The sequence below is a fragment of the Streptomyces aurantiogriseus genome, from assembly GCF_014649375.1.
Classification (GTDB): Bacteria; Actinomycetota; Actinomycetes; order Streptomycetales; family Streptomycetaceae; genus Streptomyces; species Streptomyces aurantiogriseus.
Map to the genome: position 1 here is coordinate 26,381 of NZ_BMSX01000004.1, position 15,498 is coordinate 41,878.

At 70.6% G+C, this 15,498-nt stretch carries 14 protein-coding genes; 8 read left to right on the top strand and 6 right to left on the bottom strand.

Annotation, left to right across the window (positions count from 1 at the left end):
* The first annotated feature begins 61 nt into the window (after positions 1-61).
* The 4 genes from IE263_RS09635 to IE263_RS09650 all read left to right on the top strand — a co-directional run bounded on the left by IE263_RS09635 (position 62) and on the right by IE263_RS09650 (position 6,320).
* On the top strand, positions 62-820 hold the full coding sequence (locus IE263_RS09635) for a TIGR03089 family protein (RefSeq protein ID WP_189934423.1): 759 nt from the start codon (positions 62-64) through the stop codon (positions 818-820).
* Positions 821-1,311: 491 nt separating this feature from the next.
* The gene (locus IE263_RS09640; protein ID WP_189934425.1) at positions 1,312-2,505 is read left to right on the top strand and encodes an LCP family protein; all 1,194 of its coding nucleotides are present in this window, start codon (positions 1,312-1,314) and stop codon (positions 2,503-2,505) included.
* Positions 2,506-2,773: 268 nt separating this feature from the next.
* Positions 2,774-4,519, top strand: coding sequence for an LCP family protein (locus IE263_RS09645; RefSeq protein ID WP_189934427.1), 1,746 nt, complete (start codon positions 2,774-2,776; stop codon positions 4,517-4,519).
* 82 nt (positions 4,520-4,601) lie between these two features.
* A complete protein-coding gene (locus IE263_RS09650) occupies positions 4,602-6,320 on the top strand; it encodes an LCP family protein (protein WP_373311927.1) in 1,719 nt (572 codons plus the stop codon).
* Between the two features lie 28 nt (positions 6,321-6,348).
* Here IE263_RS09650 and IE263_RS09655 read toward each other — a convergent pair whose 3' ends face one another.
* A complete protein-coding gene (locus IE263_RS09655) occupies positions 6,349-7,383 on the bottom strand; it encodes a glycosyltransferase family 2 protein (RefSeq protein WP_189934429.1) in 1,035 nt (344 codons plus the stop codon).
* A 133-nt stretch (positions 7,384-7,516) separates the two neighbouring features.
* Between IE263_RS09655 and IE263_RS09660 the strand changes: the two genes are divergently transcribed.
* Entirely contained in the window at positions 7,517-8,983 is a 1,467-nt protein-coding gene (locus IE263_RS09660; protein ID WP_189934431.1) for an LCP family protein, read from the top strand.
* A 242-nt stretch (positions 8,984-9,225) separates the two neighbouring features.
* Here the strand turns inward: IE263_RS09660 and IE263_RS09665 are convergent, their stop codons facing one another.
* On the bottom strand, positions 9,226-9,783 hold the full coding sequence (locus tag IE263_RS09665; protein ID WP_189934432.1) for an acyl-CoA thioesterase: 558 nt from the start codon (positions 9,781-9,783) through the stop codon (positions 9,226-9,228).
* A 120-nt stretch (positions 9,784-9,903) separates the two neighbouring features.
* On the opposite strand from IE263_RS09665, the gene IE263_RS09670 reads away from it, so the two are divergent.
* Both IE263_RS09670 and IE263_RS09675 read left to right on the top strand, forming a co-directional pair.
* Positions 9,904-11,181, top strand: a complete 1,278-nt coding sequence (locus tag IE263_RS09670; protein WP_189934434.1) for an LCP family protein — start codon at positions 9,904-9,906, stop codon at positions 11,179-11,181.
* Positions 11,174-11,803 carry an HAD-IA family hydrolase gene (locus IE263_RS09675; RefSeq protein WP_189934436.1) on the top strand — a complete coding sequence of 210 codons (630 nt, stop codon included), beginning with the start codon at positions 11,174-11,176 and terminating at the stop codon, positions 11,801-11,803. Before IE263_RS09670 ends, IE263_RS09675 begins: the two co-directional genes overlap by 8 nt.
* 26 nt (positions 11,804-11,829) lie before the next feature.
* Here the strand turns inward: IE263_RS09675 and IE263_RS49470 are convergent, their stop codons facing one another.
* The 4 genes from IE263_RS49470 to IE263_RS09690 all read right to left on the bottom strand — a co-directional run bounded on the left by IE263_RS49470 (position 11,830) and on the right by IE263_RS09690 (position 13,940).
* Positions 11,830-11,955, bottom strand: coding sequence for a hypothetical protein (locus IE263_RS49470; RefSeq protein ID WP_268256009.1), 126 nt, complete (start codon positions 11,953-11,955; stop codon positions 11,830-11,832).
* The gene (locus tag IE263_RS09680) at positions 11,952-12,182 is read right to left on the bottom strand and encodes a methyltransferase domain-containing protein (protein WP_189934438.1); all 231 of its coding nucleotides are present in this window, start codon (positions 12,180-12,182) and stop codon (positions 11,952-11,954) included. Before IE263_RS09680 ends, IE263_RS49470 begins: the two co-directional genes overlap by 4 nt.
* 58 nt (positions 12,183-12,240) lie before the next feature.
* Entirely contained in the window at positions 12,241-12,603 is a 363-nt protein-coding gene (locus IE263_RS09685; protein WP_189934440.1) for a four-helix bundle copper-binding protein, read from the bottom strand.
* A 179-nt stretch (positions 12,604-12,782) separates the two neighbouring features.
* Positions 12,783-13,940, bottom strand: a complete 1,158-nt coding sequence (locus IE263_RS09690) for an acyl-CoA dehydrogenase (RefSeq protein ID WP_189934442.1) — start codon at positions 13,938-13,940, stop codon at positions 12,783-12,785.
* Positions 13,941-14,148: 208 nt separating this feature from the next.
* Between IE263_RS09690 and IE263_RS09695 the strand changes: the two genes are divergently transcribed.
* Positions 14,149-15,492, top strand: coding sequence for a UDP-glucose dehydrogenase family protein (locus tag IE263_RS09695; protein WP_189934444.1), 1,344 nt, complete (start codon positions 14,149-14,151; stop codon positions 15,490-15,492).
* The last annotated feature ends 6 nt before the right edge of the window (positions 15,493-15,498 follow it).

A 15,498-nucleotide genomic window follows, 5' to 3' on the forward strand; every position in this document is an offset into this window, starting at 1 on the left:
TCCGCCGAACCGGTGGCCCGGTGGCGGGTGTACGGCGCGGTCGGCGCGTACGCTTGCGCGGGTGAACGCCACCGACCGCACCCCTGCCGACCTGCTGCGTTCCGCGCTCGCCGCGGATCCCGCGCGCCCGCTGGTGACCTTCTACGACGACGCCACCGGCGAACGTGTCGAATTGTCCGTGGCCACCTTCGCCAATTGGGTGGCCAAGACCGCCAATCTGATCCAGGACGGGCTGTCCGCCGAGCCCGGCGACCGGATCGCGCTGCTGCTGCCCGCCCACTGGCAGACGGCGGTGTGGCTGCTCGCGTGTTCGTCGGCGGGGGTCGTCGCGGACGTCGCCGGGGACCCGGCGCGCGCGGACTTCGTCGTCGCCGGGCCCGGTCACTTCGAGGCGGGGCTGGCCTGCCGGGGCGAGCGGTACGCCCTCTCGCTCGCACCGCTCGGCCGGCGCTTCGTCCCGGCCCCGCCGGATGGTTACGCCGACTACGCCGTCGACGTCCCGAGCCACGGGGACCGCTTCGTGCCGTACGCACCCGTGGACCCGGAGGAGCCCGCGCTCATCGTGGCCGGCGCGGAGTACACGGGCGCGGAGATCGTGGAACGCGCCCGCGCCGAGGCGGCGGACCTCGGCCTGACCGGCCCCGGCTCCCGGCTCCTGTCCGGCCTGCCGTACGACACCTGGGAGGGCCTCAGCGCCGGACTGTACGCGCCGCTGGCCAGCGGGGGTTCCGTGGTGCTCTGCCGGAACCTCGGCCAGGCGGACGAGGAGACCGTGGCCAAGCGCATCGAGAGCGAACGGGTGTCGGCCACGGCCCGGTGAGGGGCGCGGCGCGGCTGCGGTCGCAGGGGGCCGTGCGCACGGGCCACTACGACCGCAGCCGCGCCGCCACGGCCCAGGCCGCACGCCCCGATACGGCTGCTGCCCGGCGGGCGCCCGGCAGGCACGGCCCGGTACCACCCCCGCCGGGGGCGACCACCCACCAGACCCACACCCCGATACGGCCATCACCGGACGGGCAGCAGGCACGACCCAGCACGATCCCCGCCGGGCGACCACCCACCAGGCGCTCGCCCTGCCACACCCCCTTCGGGCTGCCACCCGCCAGGCACGCGCCCTGCCATTCCCCCCTTCGGGCAGGCGCCCGCCCGGCACGACCCGGCATCACCCCCACCACGGCAGAGCCCCGTTCACCCGTTCGGCCCACCCCCGCCCGCAGCCCCGGGCCACCCGGGCGATCGTCGTAGGAGCGGCACGACGTGCGCGGCGCGGCACAGTCGTTCGTACGGCAAGCAGGAGGGGTGGAGTCCGGCGTGAGCAGAGACGCAGGGGTGTCCGGGACCCTCGGGCCGGGGGCGGGGGCCTCCGCCCGGGGCCTGCGGCTCGTGCGGCGGCGCCGGCGGCGGTGGGTGCGGTACGGGGCGGGGGCGGTCGTCCTGCTCGCCGTGGGGAGCGGGGTGGCCGGGTGGGCGCTGTACGCGAAGCTCAACGGGAACATCACACCCGACGAGGCCGCCGCGGCGGAGCTCGCGCGGTACGCGAGGGAACGGCCGACCGCGTTGGTGAAGGACGCGCGGAACATCCTGCTGATCGGGTCGGACACACGGTCGGGGGACGGGAATCGCAAGTACGGGCGGGACTCGGGGACCGAGCGGTCGGACACGACGATCCTGCTGCACCTGGCCGCCGGGCGGCGCAGCGCGACCGCCGTCTCGATACCCCGCGACCTGATGGTGGACGTACCGAGTTGCCGGCGGCGGGACGGGAAACGGGCCGAGCCGACGTTCGCGATGTTCAACTACGCCTTCCAGACCGGCGGCTCGGCCTGCACGATCCGGACGGTGGAGAAACTCACCGGGATTCGCATCGACCATCACGTCGTCGTCGACTTCAGCGGATTCAAGGAGATGGTCGACGCCATAGACGGGGTGGAAGTCTGCCTCAAAGAGCCTATTCGCGACAAAGCGGCCAAGCTGCGGCTGCCCGCGGGGCGGGTGACGCTCAACGGAGAGCAGGCCCTCGGGTACGTCCGCGCCCGCAAGTCCCTCGGGAACGGAAGCGACACCGACCGCATGGACCGGCAGCAACGATTCCTCGGCGCGCTCGTCAACAAGGTGCAGAGCAATGACGTCCTGCTGAATCCCGTGAAGCTGTATCCGGTGCTGGACGCGGCCACGTCGTCCCTCACCACCGACCCGGATCTGGCGAGTCTGCGCGGGCTGTACGAACTCGTGCGCGGCCTGCGCGACATTCCCACCGAACGCGTGCAGTTCCTGACCGTTCCGCGGGAGTCGTACGTCTACAACGCCAATCGCGACCAACTCGTGGAACCCGAGGCGGAGAAACTCTTCGAACTGCTGCGCGCCGACGGACCCGTGACCGTCTCCCCGGAAGGTCCCTCGAATTCGGGCTCTGCGCAGTCGTCCGATTACGACCCGTACGGATCGTCGCCGTCGCCGGTCCCCACTTTCCGCGGGAACACGGCCGCGGAGGACACCTGTACGTGAGCCCCGCAGCGCCTCCGCGAGGTAAAGCGCTTCCCAAGCGGGTGTTTCCGGCGAACTCCAGTTCAAGGAAATGGGATGGATTGCCCGGTTGTAGGGACGTGGAATTTGTCACCGTCGTCGCCCGACGCTGAACTGGGCGGATAGTGTGAGCGATCCGGTGCACCCGGCCAGAGGACCGTCCTGGGGTCGTGCACTGTGTGACCGAGACCCGAGCGCCTTTGAGGGGGGAAAGGCGCCGCGTGGCCCCGACGGAGGATTCGAGACAACCGTGGACGCGCAAGGCCGTGGGCGGGCGGACAACATCGATCCCGCAGACCAGTGGGTGCTCAATCCGAACACCGGCGAATACGAACTGCGACTGACTCCTTCCGCACCGCAGTCGGCGGTCCCCGGACCCCGCAGAGGCGGCTCCCCCACCTCGGGGGGCGCGGGCGCGGTCCGCAGCCGTACGGCGGCACCGGACCGGGACACGCCGGACCTGCCGGGGCCGCGACGGCGCCGGGGCGTGCCGGAGGAGCCGCCGCCCGGGCGGCGCGGGCGCCGGCCGGTGAAGAAGAAGTCGAAGGCGAAGAAGGTCCTGCTGTGGACCGGCGGGATCACCGCCTTCTCCCTGGTGGGCACCGCCGGTGCGGCCTACTTCTATCTCGAGCACCTCAACGACAACATCACGTCCCTCTCCGACGACGGCGCGAGCACCGGTGGCTTCAGCAAGGACAAGGCGATCAACCTCCTGCTGATCGGCACCGACAAGCGCACCGGCTCGGGCAACGAGGGCTACGGCGACTCCGGCAGCGTCGGCCACGCCGACACCACGATCCTGCTGCACGTCTCCAAGGACCGGACGAACGCGACCGCGCTGAGCATCCCGCGCGACCTGATCGTGGACGTCCCGGACTGCGAGACCCAGCAGGAGGACGGCTCCACCAAGGTCATCCCGGGCACGGAGAACGCCCGCTTCAACACCAGCCTCGGCCAGGACGGCCGTACGCCCAGCTGCACCATGCGCACGGTGACGGAGCTGACCGGGATCACCCCGGACAACTTCATGGTCGCCGACTTCAACGCGGTGAAGACGCTGACCACGGCTGTCGGCGGGGTCGAGGTGTGTCTGGCGAAGGACATCGACGACCCGGACTCGCATCTGAAGCTGTCGAAGGGCACGCACACCGTCGAGGGCGAGCAGGCGCTGGCGTTCGTGCGCACCCGGCACTCGGTGGGCTTCGGCGGTGACCTGAGCCGGATCGCGATCCAGCAGCAGTTCCTCAGCTCGCTGATGCGCAAGCTGAAGTCGAACGACACGCTCACCAGCCCCAGCAAGATGATCAAGCTGGCGGAGGCGGGCACCAAGGCGCTGACCGTCGACTCCCAGCTCGACAGCATCGGCAAGCTGAAGGACCTGGGTCTGGAGCTGGGCAAGCTCAACACCAAGAACCTGACCTTCACGACCGTGCCGGTGGTCGACAACCCGGCCGAGAAGGTGAAGGCCACGGTCGTCCTCAACCAGTCGACGGCGCCGACCGTCTTCCAGATGATCAGGGACGACGTCTCTTTCACCGAGGTGAAGGAGCAGCAGAAGGCCTCCAAGGACGCGGCGGCCGCGGCCGCGGCGGCCCGCCTCAAGGGCACCCAGTCCGCGGCCTCCGAGGTGCGGGTGCGGGTCATGAACGGCGGCGCCCCCGCCGGCAGCGCACAGGAAACTCTTAACTGGCTGCAGATCGATGAGGGCGTGACGAAGTCCGAGAATGCGGGCAACGCGCCCGCGGAACTCAGCAAGACGACGCTCGAGTACGCGCCCGACCAGGCCGCGCAGGCCCGCAAGCTCGCCGCCGTCATGGGGCTGCCCGGGACCGCGCTGAAGCCGGGCAAGAGCGTCACCAACGCCCAGGGTCTGCCGACGATGACGCTGACGCTGGGCAAGGACTTCAAGGGCGCGGGCGTCTCGCTCACGACTCCGACCAAGGTGCCGGACACGGTCGACAAGTCCACGGCGGACAAGGTCGAGTGCGCCAAGTAGGTAACCCTACGGGCCCGTCAAGCGTCTGACTTGACGCGGGACGGGCCCGTGTCATGTCAGCGCGGCGGGGAGGGCAGGGGAAGTGGCGGGGAGCAGTGTGCGGGGGGCGGTTCCCGAGGTCGAGGACACGACGTCCACGACGGCGGAGGGCCAGGACGCGTCCGAGGGCGGGCAGGGCACGGACGGCGGCGGGAAAGGCAGCCCGGACGGCGGGAAGGACACCGGCGCGGACGCCGGCACGGACGGCGGCGGCACCGGCGGTGACGACGGCGTGCGCGGAGCCGGCCGCGGCGGGGACCGCAGACGGCGCAGACGGCGTGTGCTGCGCTGGTCGGCATCGGTGCTGGCGCTGGTGATACTGGGCAGCGCGGGCGCGGGTTACCTCTACTACCAGCGCCTCAACGCCAACATCAAGAGCGACGACCTGAACATCGGCGAGGCCAAGGACCGGGCGGCCGAGACGAAGGCCAACGCGGCCGGGCAGAAGCCGCTGAACATCCTGCTGATCGGGTCGGACGCCCGCAACACCGCGGAGAACCAGAAGCTCGGCGGCGCCAGGGACACCTTCAACGGCATACCCCTCGCCGACGTCCAGATGCTGCTGCACGTCTCCGCGGACCGCAGCAACATGTCGGTGGTGAGCATGCCCCGCGACACGCTGCTGAACATCCCCAAGTGCACGGACCCGGACACCAAGAAGGTGTACCCGGCGCTCGAGCGGGAGATCACGAACGCGTCGCTGGGGCGCGGCGGGCCGGGCTGCACGGTGGCCACGTGGGAGAAGCTCACCGACATCCACATCGACCACTTCATGATGATCGACTTCGCCGGTGTGGTGTCGATGGCGGACGCGATAGGCGGCGTCCCGGTGTGCGTGGACGCCAACATCCACTCGCTCACCCGGGACGGCAAGGGCTCCGGGCTGAAGCTGGAGAAGGGCACGCACGACATCAAGGGCAAGCAGGCCCTGCAGTGGCTGCGCACCCGCTACGGCTTCGAGGACGACACCGACCTCGCCCGCGCCAAGGCGCAGCACATGTACATGAACTCGATGGTCCGTCAGCTGCGCTCCGAGGCCAGACTGACCAACCCGAACGGGCTGCGCAGGCTCGCCGAGGCGGCCACGAAGGCGATCACCGTCGACGACGGCCTGGACAGCATCAAGAAGATGTACGACCTGGCGACCGAGTTGCAGAAGGTGCCGACCGAGCGCATCACCATGACGACGATGCCGAACCGGTACGACACCTATCAGCCCGGCCGGGTGGTGCCCACCGAGGACGCCGAGAAGCTGTTCCGGCTGGTGCGCGAGGACATCGCCCTGGACGGCAAGGACACCACGAAGGCCACCGCCGCCCCGTCGCCGACGACGGCCGCGGACGCGGCCGCCGCGGACGACGAGATCGCCGTACAGGTCCACAACAGCACCTACACCGACACGCTGGGCGCGGCGCGCGGACGGGCGGCCACGGTGACGCAGTTGCTGGTCGGCAAGGGCTTCACCAAGGCCGTGGCGGACCGCTCGCCCGCCACCGCGGAGAAGACGACGGTGATCCGCTTCCCGAGCGCCGACCTCCAGGGCGACGCCCAGCGGGTGGCCAAGGCCCTCGGCATCCCGTCGAGTCAGGTGAAGAAGTCCACCGACGTCTCCGGGGTGACGCTGTTCGTCGGCGCGGACTGGCGGTCGGGGTCGGCGTACAAGGCGCCGGAGCAGGACGACAAGACGCCGAAGTCGGCGCAGACGATGAACGCGGCCGACACCAGCCAGTGCATGCACGTGGACCCGGACTACACCTGGTAGCCCGGGTCCCGGTGACGCCTCGCGACTCTCAGCTCGCCTCCGGGCTGAGGACCGCGGGGCGCCGGGAGGCGATCACCTTCTTCGCCAGTGACCTCGGGCTGGTGAGGAAGCCCCAGCCCCACGACATGTGCATGGTGGCGAGCGCCACGGGGATCCGCAGCCGCGCCTTCAGCGGCAGCCCCTTGCCGGCCGGCACCGATCCGGCGACGATCGCCGCGAGGTAGCCGCCGGGGACGACGAAGCCGAGCGGGGTGACGGCCGCGCCGACCACGATCCCGGCCGCTATCGCGCACACCGCGGTCGGCGGCGCGAGGTAGCGCAGGTTGATGGAGCCCTCGTGGTAGCGGGCGACCACGTGGCGCCAACGGCCGTAGTCCTTGTACTGCTTGGCGAGCGCCTTGACGCTGGGCCGCGGCCGGTACGACACCTTCAGCTCGGGCGAGAACCAGATCAGTCCGCCGGCCTCGCGGATGCGGAAGTTCAGCTCCCAGTCCTGGGCGCGGATGAACTCCTCGTTGTAGCCGCCCTGTTGCTCCAGCGCCTCACGCCGGAAGACACCGAGGTACACGGTCTCGGCGGGCCCGGCCTGTCCACCGGTGTGGAAGGCGGCGTTGCCGACCCCGATCTTCGAGGTCATGGCGGCGGCGACCGCGTGCTCCCAGTCGTTCTCGCCCTCGGCGTGCATGATGCCGCCGACGTTCTGCGCGCCGGTCTCCTCCAGGAGCCGTACGGCGGTGGCGATGTAGTTCGGCGAGAGCATGCCGTGCCCGTCCACGCGGACGACGATCGGATGGCGGGAGGCCTTGATCGCGGCGTTGAGGGCGGCGGGCGTACGCCCGGTGGGGTTCGGCACGGTGTGCACACGCGCGTCTTCGGCCACGAGCTGAGCCGCGATCTCGTCCGTGCGGTCCGTGGACGGACCGAGGGCGATCACGACCTCCATCTCGCCGGCGTACTCCTGCGCGAGGATCGCTTGGACGGCTCCGCGCAGATGCCGCTCCTCGTTGAGGACGGGCATGATGACGGACACGGCGGGGAGCTGCACGTCGGACTTGGCGTTCATAGGGGGTTCACGTTACCGCGAACGGGGGACACCCTCGCGCCCCGCCGGGTGCGCTGCCCCGGACCACAGATCGTATGGGCCTACGGTGCTCACGGCTCCCCCTCGTACGGCCGTCGCCCGGAGGTGACCCGCTTTGCCCCCCACCCCGCCCCGGTCCCCCGCCTCCAGGCCCCAGCACCGCCCACGGCGTCCACCGGCGCGCCCCGTACGGAGGAAACGCCCCCGCTGGGCCGTGCGGGCGGTGATGACGCTGTCGGTCGTGGTCCTGGCCTCCGCCGGCATCGGCCACTCGGTGGTCAGCACCCTCGACGCGGACATCGCCCGCGTCGACCCCTTCAAGGACATGAAGAACCGTCCGCGGGCCGGGCACGGCATGAACGTCCTGCTGGTCGGCACCGACGGCCGCGACCGCATCACCGAGGAGGAGCGCCGGAGATACCGGCTGGGCGGCGCCCCCTGCCACTGCACCGACACCCTGATGATCGTGCACATCTCGGAGGACCGGGAGCGGGCGAGCGTGGTCAGCCTGCCGCGCGACTCCTACGCCGAGACGCCCCCGCACACCGACGCGACCACCGGCCGGGAGCACCACGGCCACCCCGTCAGGATCAACGCGGCGTACGCGGAGGGCGGGCCGCAGCTGACCGTGCGGACGGTCGAGCACATGACCCATGTGAAGATCGACCACTACCTGGAGGTCGACTTCACCAGTTTCATGAAGACGGTCGACGTCCTCGGCGGGGTGAAGATCTGCACGGCGCAGCCCCTCAAGGACACGTACACCGGCCTGGAGCTCCCGCCCGGCACCCACACCCTCACGGGCGGCCAGGCCCTCCAGTACGTCCGCTCCCGGCATGCCGACGCCTCCTCCGACATCGGCCGGATGAAGCGTCAGCAGCGCTTCCTGGCGTCCCTGATCGACCACGCGACCTCCTCCGGGATCCTGCTGAACCCGCTGAAGTTCCGTGACGTGGCGCGGGCGGTCCTCGGCTCGGTCCGCGCGGACCGCGGCTTCGGCACGGACGAACTCCTCGACCTGGGCCGCGCGATGCGCACCTTCTCCCCCTCCTCCTCGGAGTTCACGACCATCCCCATCGGTGAGATGGGACACGTGGTGAAGGGCATCGGCTCGACCGTGAAGTGGGACCCGGTCAAGGCGGAGCGCGTCTTCCGGTCCCTCCGCGACGACAAGCCCCTCGCCACCACCGTCGCCCCGGCGCGCAGCGCGGCCGTGCGCGTCGAGGTGGCCCCGCAGCGGATCCGCGTCCAGGTCGAGAACGGCACCCGCACCCCGGGCCTGGCCAAGCGGGTCGACGCGGCCCTGGCGGCCACCGGCTTCCGGACCACCGGCCACCCGACCACCGCCCCGGTCGACACCGTCCGGCGCACGGTCATCACCTACGACCCCCGCTGGGACCGCTCCGCGAGGTCCCTCGCGGCGGCCCTGCCGGGCAGCGAGCTGCGACCGAAGCCGGGGCTCGGGGCGACGCTGAAGGTGACGGCCGGGGCGGACTTCCGCCAGGTGCGGAGGGTGCGGGCGGAGGATCCGGTGCGGGGGGAGTTCGGGGTGGTGCGGGGCAACGAGGTGGGGTGCTCCTGAGCGGCCGCCGCGGAGGGCCGGGGCGTCGAGGGCGCGACCGTGGGGAGCCCGGCCGTCCGGGGTTCAGTCGTCCTGGGGCCGGCCGTCCAGGGGCCAGCCGTCCTGGGGCCGGCCGTCCAGGGGCCAGCCGTCCAGGGTTCAGTCGTCCAGGGTTCAGTCGTCCTGGAGCCAGCCGTCCGGGGCCAGCCGTCCAGGATTCAGTCGTCCTGGAGCCAGCCGTCCAGGGGCCAGCCGTCCAGGGTTCAGTCCTCGAACCCCTCCGCCGCCCGGCGTTCCCGCAGCTCCATGATCGCCCGGCGGCGGGCCAGCCGGTGGGTGCGGCGGATCTGGGCCTCCTGGTAGCGGCGCTTGTCGCGCTCGGTCTCCGGGAGGACCGGCGGCACCCGGCGCGGCTTGCCGTCGGCGTCGACGGCGGCGAAGACGAGGTAGGCGGAGCCGACCTGGGTGGGCGGCGTGGACTCGTTCCAGCGCTCGGCGAGGACGCGCACGCCGACCTCCATCGAGGTCCGGCCGGTCCAGTTGACCTGGGCCTTCACATGGACGAGGTCACCGACGCGGACCGGCTCCAGGAACGCCATCTCGTCCATGGAGGCGGTGACGGCGGGCCCGCCGGAGTGCCGGCCGGCCACGGCGCCCGCCGCGTCGTCGACGAGCTTCATGATCACACCGCCGTGCACCGTGCCCAGGAGGTTGGTGTCGTTGTGGGTCATGATGTGGCTGAGGGTGGTGCGGGAGGCGGATGTGGGCTTGCCCGGGATGTCCGGGGTACCCGACTCCCCTGCGGTGACCTGGTCTGTCATGTCCTCCACCTTATGCCGAGGGGGACAAGCCGGGATTTTGTGTCAGCTTGGCAACAGCGGCGCTCTTATTTTCCGACTGCCCTTGTAAGGCACACAGCCCTGACCGGCACACTGGGGCCCATGAACAATTGGCCCGAGGGATGGTCCGACGACAACCGCGGCAACCACTACGGCAGCGGCAGCGCGAGCGCACAGCCCGAGGGCGCGCGCGTCATGCGGCAGGTCCGTCGCGGCCCGGCCGCCCCGCCGCACAACCCCGGCGTCCCGCAGCAGCCGTCGTACGTCGACGGCCAGGGATACGGCGGCGACTTCACGAACGCCCGGAACACCGGGTACGACAGCGGCTACAACACGGGCCAGGTCTACGGCGGCGGATCCGACGGGCCGGGGGACTACGACACCCGCGCCGCGCGCCCCGCGCCGAACTGGCGGCGCCGCATCAAGTGGACCGCGATCACCGTCGTGACCGTGCTGGTCGTGACGACCGTCGCCACCTACTTCTGGGCCGACTCCAAGCTGAAGCGCGAGGTCGACCTGTCGAAGGTCATCGACCGGCCCGAGGCGGGCGAGGGCACCAACTACCTCATCGTCGGCTCCGACAGCCGTGCGGGCATGTCCGCCGAAGAGAAGAAGAAGCTGCACACCGGCTCCGCCGAGGGCAAGCGCACGGACTCGATGATGATCCTGCACACCGGCTCCAACGGCGACACGCTGATCTCCCTGCCGCGTGACTCGGACGTGGAGATACCGTCCTTCGTGGGCTCGGAGTCCGGCAAGCGGTACGAGGGCACCGGCCGGCACACCAAGCTGAACGCCGCGTACGCGGAGGACGGCCCCGAGCTGCTCGTCCGCACGGTCGAGTTCAACACCGGTCTGCGCATCGACCACTACGTGGAGATCGGCTTCGCCGGCTTCGCGAACATCGTGGACGCGGTCGGCGGTGTCGAGATGGACATCCCGCAGGACATCAAGGACACCAAGTCCGGCGCGAACTTCAAGAAGGGCAAGCAGACGCTGAACGGCGAGGAGGCCCTCGCGTTCGTCCGCACCCGGTACGCGCTCGCGGGCTCCGACCTGGACCGTACGAAGAACCAGCAGAAGTTCCTCGCGGCCCTCGCCAACCAGGTGGCCACGCCGGGCACGGTTCTCAACCCGTTCAAGCTCTACCCGACCATGGGCGCGGGCCTGGACTCCCTGATCGTCGACAAGGACATGGGCCTGTACGACCTGGCCTCCATGTTCTTCGCGATGAAGGGCGTCAACAGCGGCGACGGCAAGTCCATGAACATGCCGATCTCCGGCTCCTCCGGCGGCAACCTCGTCTGGGACAAGGCGAAGGTGAAGCAGCTGGTGAGCCAGCTGAAGAACGACGAGAAGGTCACGGTGTCGAGTGGCTGACCTGCCCGGCGCCGGACGGCCGTTCGACGCGGTCCTGTGCGACATCGACAACGTGATACGGCACTTCGACTCCACTCACCTGGAGGCGCTGGAGCGCGCCGCGGGGCTGGCGGAGGGCACCACCAAGAAGGTGGCCTTCGCCCCCGAGGTCGACGGGCCGCTGCTACTGGGCCGGATCACCGAGCAGGAGTGGGTGGCGTCCATCGCCCGCGGGCTGGCCGGGCTCGTGGACGAGGAGACCGGCTGGGCGCTCGGCACCGCCCTGCTGGAGTCGCCCTTCCACGCCGACGAGGCCGTGGTGACCCTGCTGCGCCGGGCCCGCGTCCGGGTGCCGCTGGTCCTCGTCTCCAACGCCACGCTCGGCCTGGAGCGGGACCTCGACGCCCTGGGCCTGACCGAACTCGCCGACCACGTCGTCAGCAGCGCCCGCGTCGGCCTCGCCAAGCCCGACCCGCGCATCCTCGAACTCGGCGCGCGGCGGGCGGGCGTACGGCCCGAGCGGTGCCTGTTCGTGGACGACACCCTGGAGAACGTCGAGACGGCCGCGGCGCTGGGCATGACCGCCGTGCACTTCCACGAGGCGGCCGACCTGGAGCGGGCCCTGGAGCCGCTGTTCGCCTGAGCGGGACCCCGGCGCCGGGAGGACGTCTACGCCCTCCCGGAGGCCGGCAGGGCGATATGCGGCAGCGCCGGCCTCCCGTCACCGAACTCGGCGCTCAGCCGCTCGTACTCCTGCCGGATCCGCGCACGCGTCCCCGGCGCCTGGGAGGTCACGACAAGCCCGACGGTGGCGATCCCGCAAAGAAGTTCCCGACGACGGCATCGAACCACCCGTCGGAGAAGGGGAGTTCCGGCAGCACGGCCGTCCGTGCGTCGACCGCCGCCACCATCCCGGCGTCGGCGTCCACGGCCACCGCCCGATCGGCCCGCATCCGTCGCTCGGCGGCGTCGAAGGCGTCCGTCGCTCCCGTGTCGATCATGCTTCTCAGCCTCTTGCGCACAGGAACACAGGAGCAAGGGCACCCGCGGGGGGTGCCCTTGGACGCGTTCAGGCGGCGGTCACATCGAGGCGCCCGCCATCGCGCGGCACATCTCGGCGCAGCGACGACAGGACTCGGCGCAGCGCATCATCTGGGCGTCCTCCGGCATGGCCATACACGCCTCGGCGCACATCTCGCACGCCCTGGCGCACATCGCGCACATCTCGGACGACATGGGCGAGCGGCGCATCATCATGTCCGCGCACATGCGGGTCGCCTCGGAGCAGTCCATGAGCGCGCGCATGATCTGCATCTGGGCCTGGCCGCCCATCTGCATGCAGGTGCTCATGGTCTCCTCGCACACACTGTGGCAGGACATGCACGCCTCGACGCAGTCCTGCATCTCCTTGCTCATCGCGGTCATGCCTGCGGGCTGGGTCATGGCTCCTCCTGGGGAGAGAGGGGTGGGGCACGGGCGGTTCCCGTCTGCCCCTTCCGTCGTACGCCTCCCGGCCGCCCCGCGCCATCGGACGACAGCGCAACGGCCCCCGGCACGATGCCGGGGGCCGTTGTGCCCGCAGGTCAGGAGCCCTTGCGTCGCCGACGCGGCCCAGGAATCCGTTACGGCAGGTTCCGCGCCATCACGATGCGCTGGACCTGGTTCGTGCCCTCGTAGATCTGGGTGATCTTGGCGTCGCGCATCATGCGCTCGACCGGGTAGTCGCGGGTGTAGCCGTAGCCGCCGAGGAGCTGGACCGCGTCCGTGGTGACCTCCATGGCGACGTCCGAGGCGAAGCACTTGGCGGCCGCGCCCTGGAAGGTGAGGTCGCTGTCGCCGCGCTCGGACTTGGCGGCGGCGGCGTAGGTCAGCTGGCGGGCGGCCTCGATCTTCATGGCCATGTCGGCGAGCATGAACTGGATGCCCTGGAAGTCGGCGATCGGCTTGCCGAACTGCTTGCGCTCCTGGACGTAGTTCTTGGCGTAGTCGAAGGCGCCCTGGGCGACACCGAGGGCCTGGGCGGCGATGGTGATGCGAGTGTGGTCGAGGGTCTTCATCGCCGTGGCGAAGCCGGTGCCCTCCGCGCCGATCATGCGGTCGGCGGGGATGCGGACGTTGTCGAAGTAGACCTCGCGGGTCGGGGAGCCCTTGATGCCGAGCTTCTTCTCCGGGGCACCGAAGGAGACGCCCGGGTCGGACTTCTCGACGACGAAGGCCGAGATGCCCTTGGAGCGCTTCTCGGGGTCCGTCACGGCCATCACCGTGTAGTACTCGGAGACGCCCGCGTTGGTGATCCAGCGCTTCACGCCGTTGAGGATCCAGTGGTCGCCGTCGCGGACCGCCTTCGTCTTCATGCCGGCCGCGTCCGAGCCCGCCTCCGGCTCGGAGAGGCAGTACGAGAACATCCCGTCGCCCTTGGCGAGCGGCGCCAGGTACTTCTTCTTCAGGTCCTCGGAGCCGGAGAGGATCACCGGGAGGGAGCCCAGCTTGTTCACCGCGGGGATCAAGGAGGACGACACGCAGACGCGGGCCACCTCCTCGATCACTATGACCGTGGCGAGCGCGTCCGCGCCCGCGCCGCCGTACGACTCGGGTACGTGCACCGCGTGCAGGTCGTTGGCGACCAGCGCGTCGAGGGCCTCCTGCGGGAAACGGGCCTCCTCGTCCACCGCGGCGGCATACGGCGCGATCTTCGCCTCGGCCATCGAACGGACGGCGTCGCGGAGCATGTCGTGCTCCTCGGACGGGCGGTACAGGTCGAAGTCAGCCGATCCGGCCAAGGTCTCTCACGCTCCAAAACACTGGGGGTGATCTCGCTAATTACCGTTAAGTAACTCAAAGTTTAGGGGTCCGCCCACGCGAGTGATACGTGAGCTTGGCGACAGGGGGAATAGCACCGGAGCACTGCCCGGCGAGGGGCATTCGTACGCCTCTCCTTACTATGCTCGGGCACCGCACCCGATCCACGTCCAGCCCAGGAGCACATTCATGGCCCTCAAGATCACCGTGATCGGCACCGGTTATCTCGGCGCCACCCACGCCGCGGCCATGGCCGAGCTGGGCTTCGAGGTCCTCGCCCTCGATGTCGTGCGCGAGAAGATCGAGATGCTGGAGCGGGGCGAGACCCCGATGTACGAACCGGGTCTGGAGGAGCTGCTGCGCCGCCACGTCGCCGGGATCGAGGGCTCCACCGGGCGGCTGCGCTTCACCCAGGACTGGGCGGAGGTCGGCGCCTTCGGCGACGTGCACTTCGTCTGTGTGAACACCCCGCAGAAGCACGGCGAGTACGCCTGCGACATGTCGTACGTCGAGTCCGCGATCGCCTCCCTCGCGCCGCATCTGTACGGACCCGCCCTCGTCGTCGGCAAGTCGACCGTGCCGGTGGGCTCGGCCGACCGGCTCGCCCGCACGATCGCCGCGCTGGCGCCCGTGGGCGAGGACGCCGAGCTGGCCTGGAACCCGGAGTTCCTGCGCGAGGGCTTCGCCGTCCAGGACACGCTGCACCCCGACCGGATCGTCGTCGGTGTGCGCAGCGAGCGGGCCGAGAAGCTGCTGCGGGAGGTGTACGCCGGCCCGATCGGCGAGGGGTCGCCGTTCGTCGTCACCGACTTCCCGACCGCCGAACTGGTGAAGACGTCCGCGAACTCCTTCCTCGCCACGAAGATCTCGTTCATCAACGCCATGGCCGAGGTGTGCGAGGCCGCGGGCGGGGATGTCGCCAAGCTCGCCGAGGCCATCGGGTACGACGACCGGATCGGGAAGAAGTTCCTGCGGGCCGGGATCGGCTTCGGCGGTGGCTGTCTGCCCAAGGACATCCGGGCGTTCATGGCCCGCGCCGGTGAGCTGGGCGCCGACCAGGCGCTGACCTTCCTGCGTGAGATCGACTCGATCAACATGCGCCAGCGCGGGCAGATGGTGGAGCTGGCCCGGGAGGCCGTCGGCGGTGGCCCCTTCCTCGGCAAGCGGGTCGCCGTGCTCGGCGCGACCTTCAAGCCCGACTCGGACGACGTACGCGACTCGCCCGCCCTCAACGTCGCCGGGCAGATCCACCTCCAGGGCGGCCAGGTGACCGTCTACGACCCGAAGGGCATGGAGAACGCCCGCCGGGTCTTCCCGACGCTGGGCTACGCCCGTACGGCCCTGGAAGCCGCGCGGGGCGCCGATGTCGTCCTGCACCTCACCGAGTGGCGGGAGTTCCGTGAGCTGGACCCGGCGGCGCTCGGAGAGGTCGCGGCGGCCCGGGTGATCCTCGACGGGCGCAACGCGCTCGACCCCGCCCTGTGGCGGCAGGCCGGCTGGACGTACCGGGCGATGGGCCGCCCCACCGCCTGACGGACG